The 7,135-nt window shown below is 44.0% G+C and carries 7 protein-coding genes and 1 tRNA gene; 5 read left to right on the plus strand and 3 right to left on the minus strand.

The window, feature by feature from the left end; translation table 11 throughout:
• On the plus strand, positions 1-475 hold a 475-nt coding region (locus tag ACEW8S_RS20135), incomplete at its 5' end, for a Fic family protein (RefSeq protein WP_373519901.1).
• A 176-nt stretch (positions 476-651) separates the two neighbouring features.
• On the opposite strand, the gene ACEW8S_RS20140 is transcribed toward ACEW8S_RS20135, so the two are convergent.
• Positions 652-733: transfer RNA gene (locus ACEW8S_RS20140), tRNA-Leu, on the minus strand.
• A 175-nt stretch (positions 734-908) separates the two neighbouring features.
• On the opposite strand from ACEW8S_RS20140, the gene ACEW8S_RS20145 reads away from it, so the two are divergent.
• On the plus strand, positions 909-2,318 hold the full coding sequence (locus ACEW8S_RS20145) for a dipeptidase (RefSeq protein WP_373519902.1): 1,410 nt from the start codon (positions 909-911) through the stop codon (positions 2,316-2,318).
• A 5-nt stretch (positions 2,319-2,323) separates the two neighbouring features.
• Here ACEW8S_RS20145 and ACEW8S_RS20150 read toward each other — a convergent pair whose 3' ends face one another.
• Positions 2,324-2,902, minus strand: a complete 579-nt coding sequence (locus ACEW8S_RS20150) for a PhnA domain-containing protein (RefSeq protein ID WP_373519903.1) — start codon at positions 2,900-2,902, stop codon at positions 2,324-2,326.
• 145 nt (positions 2,903-3,047) lie between these two features.
• Here ACEW8S_RS20150 and ACEW8S_RS20155 point away from each other — a divergent pair, with 145 nt between their 5' ends.
• The 3 genes from ACEW8S_RS20155 (at position 3,048) to ACEW8S_RS20165 (ending at position 6,040) form a co-directional block, all read left to right on the plus strand.
• The gene (locus ACEW8S_RS20155) at positions 3,048-3,335 is read left to right on the plus strand and encodes a hypothetical protein (protein WP_373519904.1); all 288 of its coding nucleotides are present in this window, start codon (positions 3,048-3,050) and stop codon (positions 3,333-3,335) included.
• Positions 3,336-3,536: 201 nt separating this feature from the next.
• Positions 3,537-3,902, plus strand: coding sequence for a BlaI/MecI/CopY family transcriptional regulator (locus ACEW8S_RS20160; protein ID WP_373519905.1), 366 nt, complete (start codon positions 3,537-3,539; stop codon positions 3,900-3,902).
• A gap of 2 nt (positions 3,903-3,904) precedes the next feature.
• The gene (locus ACEW8S_RS20165; protein ID WP_373519906.1) at positions 3,905-6,040 is read left to right on the plus strand and encodes a M56 family metallopeptidase; all 2,136 of its coding nucleotides are present in this window, start codon (positions 3,905-3,907) and stop codon (positions 6,038-6,040) included.
• 125 nt (positions 6,041-6,165) lie between these two features.
• On the opposite strand, the gene ACEW8S_RS20170 is transcribed toward ACEW8S_RS20165, so the two are convergent.
• Positions 6,166-7,135: metal-dependent hydrolase (locus tag ACEW8S_RS20170; RefSeq protein ID WP_373519907.1), on the minus strand; the 970-nt coding region annotated here is incomplete at its 5' end.

Here is a 7,135-nt window from a genome sequence, read left to right on the forward strand (position 1 = left end):
CGCACGTACCGATAAAAAACCTGGAAAGTTCAAGGATAAAAACAATCAGTCAGGGGATACTTCGTTTGTCGAAATGGAGCTTGTACGGGGTACATTGTTACAAAGCTTTGACTTCTATAAGGCGTTGACACACCCTTTTGCCAAGGCGGCCTATATGATGTTCGTCGTAAGCGAGGTACATCCTTTTTTAGATGGCAATGGCCGTATCGCACGCGTTATGATGAACGCCGAACTAACCACCGCCAATCAGACCAAGATAATTGTCCCCACCGTGTATCGTGAAGATTATTTAGGAGGACTTAGAAGGTTGACAAGAAACAACGACCCAAAAGTCTATATCAGAATGTTGGAACGGGCCCAAGTATTTAGCCACACCATTACAGGAAGTAACATGGGTGCCATGGAAGATGTACTCCGTGCAAGCAACGCCTTTAAAGAAAGTAATGAAAGAGTTTTGAAAATAGTCCATTTATGAAATGATATTCTTATGAAAACCATGAACACCTTGTTAAGTGTCAAGATTGATTCATTTAATCTTCTGAGACTATTATTTCTCACTTCTTTTATTTCGAGAACCCAACAACTTAAATGTTGTACCTATGTTGTACCCAAACAAAAAAAGCCGACCCCTAAAAGTCGGCTTTCCCTTTGTACAGGCGGAGAGACTCGAACTCTCACACCTTGCGGCACTAGATCCTAAGTCTAGCATGTCTACCAATTCCATCACGCCTGCATCCTTGAAAAAAAATCAACATGAACTTTGGTGTCCAAAAGGCTCAAGATTTAATTTCGGAGTGCAAATATAAGGCAAAAATTGAAATCTCTAAATTTCAGGGCCCTAAAAAACGCTTATTTTTTGTATTTTTAATTTTGCCCGTTGAATTCCCATGAACCCAAAATTGATTTTGATGCAGAACGTCCAAAAGTATATCGTGGAAAACAGGCAACGCTTTCTTGACGAACTTATCGAATTGCTCAAAATTCCCTCGGTCAGCGCCGATTCAGCTTTTTCACAGGATGTACTGAATACCGCCGAGGCCGTGAAAACTGCTTTGGAAAATGCGGGCTGTGATTCCGTCGAAATCTGTGAGACTGATGGCTACCCCATAGTTTATGGCGAAAAGTTGATCGATCCCGAATTACCAACAGTGCTCGTCTACGGCCACTACGACGTGCAACCTCCAGATCCGATGGATTTATGGAATTCCGAACCTTTCAACCCTGTGATCGAGGCAACCGAACTACACCCCGATGGTGCCATATTTGCTCGCGGTGCCTGTGACGACAAGGGCCAGATGTATATGCACGTCAAGGCCTTGGAATTTATGGTCAGAACCGATCAACTGCCCTGCAACGTAAAATTCATGATCGAGGGCGAAGAGGAGGTCGGCAGCAGCAACCTTTCCCTATTCGTTGCGAACAACCGGGAAAAACTGGCTAACGACATCATACTGATTTCCGATACGGGAATGATTGCCAACGATGTGCCTTCCATAACTACAGGGTTACGTGGACTCAGCTACGTTGAAGTGGAAGTGACCGGTCCAAACCGCGATCTGCATTCCGGACTTTACGGTGGGGCGGTCGCCAACCCCATCAATATATTGGCAAAGATGATCGCTTCCCTTCATGACGGGAACAACCACATCACTATTCCCGGATTTTACGATAATGTAGCCAAACTGACCCAAACCGAACGGGATGAAATGGCGAAAGCTCCTTTTAATCTAGAAGTTTATAAAAAAGTCCTGAATATTGCATCCGTCTATGGCGAAAATGGGTATACCACCAACGAACGCAATTCCATTCGCCCAACCCTCGACGTCAACGGCATTTGGGGCGGCTATACCGGAGAAGGAGCTAAAACGGTCATCCCCAGCAAAGCATACGCCAAAATATCTATGCGGCTGGTACCCCATCAAGATTGGATGGAAATCACCCAACTCTTTAAATCCCATTTTGAAAGCATCGCCCCGGAAGGCGTTACCGTGAACGTCAAGCCGCACCACGGAGGCCAAGGCTACGTTACGCCCATTGACACCCTTGCCTATCAAGCAGCCTCGAAAGCTTATGAAACTACCTTTGGCAAAAAACCGGTGCCGCAACGCAGCGGAGGCAGTATTCCCATCGTCTCCCTGTTCGAAAAAGAACTTGGCAGCAAGACCATTTTGATGGGCTTCGGGCTGGATAGCGACGCCATTCACTCCCCCAACGAGCACTTCGGGGTGTGGAACTATTTGAAGGGGATTGAGACAATCCCCTATTTTTATAAATTTTTTACGGAGATGAAAGGGATGGATACCAAACGGCACACATAATCCACTCAGGTCTTCTTTACGTATTTTGTGATAATCACGATCAGCTGCCCGTCGACCTTACCTTCAATATACTCGGTATTTTCGGGGTCTAGGGAAATCCGGCGTACGGCAGTACCCTGTTTGGCAACCATGCTCGAACCCTTGACTTTTAGGTCTTTTATAAGGACTACATTGTCGCCTGCATCCAAAATCACTCCGTTTACGTCTCTATGGATGATTTTTTCGCTTTCGTCCAGACCTTCTCCGGTTGCCCTGGCCCACTGTAGCGTTTGATTTTCCAGATACATCATATCCAAAAGGTCTTTGGGCCAACCTTCATTTTTTTGGCGGGATAGCATACGCCAAGCCACCACCTTTACGGCATCATGCTCGTTCCACATACTGTCGTTCAGACAGTGCCAGTAATCGGAATCGACGGTGTCAGGATCTTCGATTTGCCCTAAACAAAGTTCGCATGCTAAAATGAATTGGTCAATTCCTCTCGTCGAAACGGGCGGTACCTCATATACACTTAGTCCATCGGTTGAGCGGCAAAGTTCGCAGACCGCTCCGCTCCGTTCTTGTAATTCTTCTAAAATACCCATGTATGAACTTTGTCATGAAGTACAAACTTATACTATTTTCTCGGCGGAAAACGTATCACTTTAAGAAAAAGAGAAATCAAACTAGGTAAACACAAATTTTGCGATTCATTCTTTATTTCGTAATTTTTCTTAAATTCTTTTTTCGATGAGCGGACATATCTTCGACATGGTGAACCGAATCGCGCAGAACAAAATTTCCAGGCGGAAGAAGTTCAAGGGCGATAACAGAGCGTATATGCACTCCGAAAAGATTGACCATCCTGCCGAATATACTTTTCCAGAGGTGTCGGAGCCTAAAATGGAACGTATGAAACTAAGCATACAACGAGAGGCAAAGTCCGATAACCGCAAATCGTTTTATTACTTTGTCATTTCTCTTCTGGTTGCGGCATTATTAATTTGGGCCATTGTCACCTTTTATATCCCGAACTAATATCCGCTTATCAATACAATTCTTTTCCAATTGCAAAATAGTTTTGACTGAAACGACCGGTCATCTCTTGGCATTGGTCAATCTGCCCTTCCTCATTTGTACCCCTACTCCATCCATTCGTAAGATTTTTTTTACTCTACATTTGTAGAATTGAAATATTTACTCTATGTTTGTAGAGCAATATCACAAAAGAGCTGTAACATGCAATTGTCAAAATCGGAAGAAGAGCTAATGAATATCTTGTGGAAGCAGAAAAAAGCCCTTCTAAAAGACTTACTTGAAGCTTACCCCGAGCCCAGACCGGCGACTACAACCATTGCCACACTTTTAAAACGAATGGCGGACAAGGGTTTCGTTGCCTATACCAGTCAGGGTCGGTCCCGTGAATATTATCCTTTGGTGAAGAAGAAAGCCTATTTCTCCAAACAAGTGAATTCACTGATTAAAAACTTTTTTAATGACAGTCCCGGGCAATTCGCATCCTTCTTTACCCAAGCTACTGACCTCAGCAAGGCCGAACTTGAAGATTTGAAAAAACTGATCGACGACGCAATCAAAAAGAAATAGCCATGGTAGTTTTCATTCTTAAATCGAGTGCTTGTTTGGCCATCTTTCTGCTATTCTACAAATTGTTTTTGGAAAAACATCGGATGCATATCTTTAAACGGTACTATCTCTTGGCTGTATTGGTACTAGCTTTGATGATTCCATCGATTACATTTACCGAGTATATTGAGGCAATCCCTGCACCCACTTCGATTGCCCCTGTGGAATATAATTCAGCGGAAACTACCGAACCCATTGCCAAGGATACTACTACGCCTGAGGTCAATACAACAGAAATCGACTATTGGCCCGTGGCACTGTGGACGGTCTACGGATTGGGTGTACTGCTCTTCTCGTTGAAGTTCTTTTTCAATCTGTGGAACATTGCCCGCAATATTCGAAATAATCCCAAATTGAAAATCGATTCACTCATCAATGTGTTGCTAAGGGATGCCGTGGTGCCGCATACCTTTTTCAACTACGTCTTTCTAAATCGTCAAAAATTCGAGGCCCATGAAATACCGAAGGAAGTTTTGGTGCACGAAGCCACCCACGCCCGACAAAAGCACAGTTTAGATGTTTTGTTCGTAGAGCTGTTACAGATTGTTTTCTGGTTCAACCCCCTTATCCACCTAACCAAAAAATCAATAAAGCTCAACCATGAATTTTTGGCGGACGAGGCCGTTCTCCGACAAGGTTCCACCACTCCCGATTATCAAAGTATACTATTAGTCTTTGCCTCATCAGCATCGTACAAAAAACATCAGCCGTCAATGGCCAATGCCATCAATTATTCATCGTATTCATCAATCAAAAAACGTTTTAAAGTCATGAAAACACAAACCTCGAAAAAGTCGATTTTAATTAGGAACCTTTTAATTCTGCCTTTGTTTGTCCTTGTTTTATACGGATTCAGCACGACAGTAAAAATACCCAAAGAAGCGGAAACCAATACAATTCTGCAGGAAGGCGCGACCCAAATGGAACTATGGGAGTTCCATACGCTTGCCGATAAATACAATGCGGTGCCCAAAGAAAAACGGGTCATCCCTCCAGGGGATCTGAAGCGTTTGGAAGGTATCTATGGAAAAATGGTCAAGAAACAAAAGGCTGAAGCACTGCCCTTTCCTGAATGTCCCGATCCGAAATCATCAAATCAAGAAGGTGCTACGAATATGCAAGTCGCCGACTACAACTATTTGGCCAAAAGATTCAATGCGATGCTCGCATCAAATAGAAACATCCGTATCAAAAAGGCTGATATTAACCGCTTGGAATACCTACATGGCATCATGACCCAAGACCAGCGCGCCAATGCGGAAACTTTCCCAGATTTTCCGGAGCCGCCGGCACCACCGGTTCCACCCAGTTCACCAGATAAGAGCGAAAGAGAAGCTGCGGAAGAAATCGTACAATATATTATTGAAAACCAAGATCCTTACGACAACGTGAGGGGCAACATGAGGCTGTCGAGAGACCATAACGGGAAGAAAAAACATTTTCCGCAAAAGGACCATTCCATGATTCGAACTGTAGAAGAAGTCAAAAACAAGAACGAAGTAATTCAAGAAACCAATGCCAGTAAACAAACTCTAAAAACAAAACCTTCTAGGCATATCGCTTCAGAAAAAGAAAAACAACATACTAAATTAGAACAGTCGTTATCCCTTCCGCCTGCTGCACCAATGATTGCCCGACATGTAAATACTGACAATTATTCTGAAGCTCTCAAAAAATCGATTGATACCTACTTGGCCGAAAGAAAAATGTATAACGAGGCCTTCTCCCTATTTATGGAAAAACAAAAAGGGAGTGTTGAAGATTTGAGAAATAAATATAATCAAATGATGGGGGTATATCATAATTACGCCGCACTAGCACACAAAGAGGGTAAATTTATGCAACCAGTTCCTTTCCTCCAAACCCGTGAATCAAGAGTAAATACTAATACACCTCCCGCACCCCCAGCTCCCCCAAAACCAAAATCACCCCTTGAGCTTCTTAAAGAGCTCAAAAAAGACAACGTCAAAATTATCCTCGACGGAAAGGAAATTGATTACGAGGAAGCTGAAAAGCTCTTTGAAGAAAATACCTTTAGCCGCGTGAATGTCAGGAAGAATACGGGGGGAAGAACCGTTCTGGAAGTTTCGACGGAATAGAGTCTTTCACTTGGACAAGATGTTAAGAACTGTCCGCCGTCAAGAAAAGAACTCTCAGGGGAGCCGCAGACCTTTTGGCCGGCAAGGTAGGAATCACAGGGTTGGCCGTTATTTTTTCACTCCGTTCAATTCCCCCATATCCGTTCCCAAAGCGCAGCAAACAGGTTTTTGGCATCCCGGTTGAACTTTTCGGTTTCCCGTACCTGTACTCCATTTTCACTTTCGATCAATTTATAGCTGAAAGCAAAGCGGGTTTCATACGGGTCAAGGCTGATCAAACCGAAACGCAGGTCGTTGAAAATAAGGGTATCGTTATTTTCGGTAACCGTATACCAGCCTTCCGATATTTTGGCAAGTCGCTTTACTTTATCCTCTTCCTTAAGCGCCCCCAAAAGCTGTCGGTTTTTTGGATAGGCAGTGAAATCAATTTCCTTGGAATCAAAAAAGGAGTAATTCCCGATCAAATACCCATCTCCAACATCGATATTGGCCGTCCATAAAATCGTGTTAAAGGGTGTCGGACGCGTATCGATGGCCTTGTACTCGATACCGCGGGCGTCTAAACTATCCACAAATTTTCTATAGGCGAACCCTTTTAAGAGCAGGGTAACCAACAAATAACTACAGCTTACGAAAAGTCCCATTTGATTGTACTTTTTCCGTTTTGGGGATAACCGTTTCTGCCCCATTGCCAAAATCAGGAACACCAAAAAAGGGAGGGTATACAAAGGGTCGATCACAAAAATATTCTTGAACGCCAATCGCAGGTCAAAAGGCCAGAACAGCTGTGTTCCCCAAGTGGTAAAAGCATCTAAAACGGGATGCGTAAGCAAGCCCCAGAACATCAAACGAGTCCAATCCACAAAGGTAGCCTGGCTTTTGCCTTCGATTTTGGAGATCAGCCAGCCGAAAATCGGGGAGAACAGCACCGCAAAGAAAATGGAATGGCTAAAGCCCCTATGCCATTCCGTGGCCGTTACGGTATCGACAAAGTAGCGGGTCAACACATCAAGATCGGGAATGGTACCTGCAATCGCCCCGTAAAGCATGGCCTTATTGCCTACCTTTTTACCGAGAACGGCCTCACCGACGGAG

Source organism: Pricia sp., assembly GCF_041745955.1.
Classification (GTDB): Bacteria; Bacteroidota; Bacteroidia; order Flavobacteriales; family Flavobacteriaceae; genus Pricia.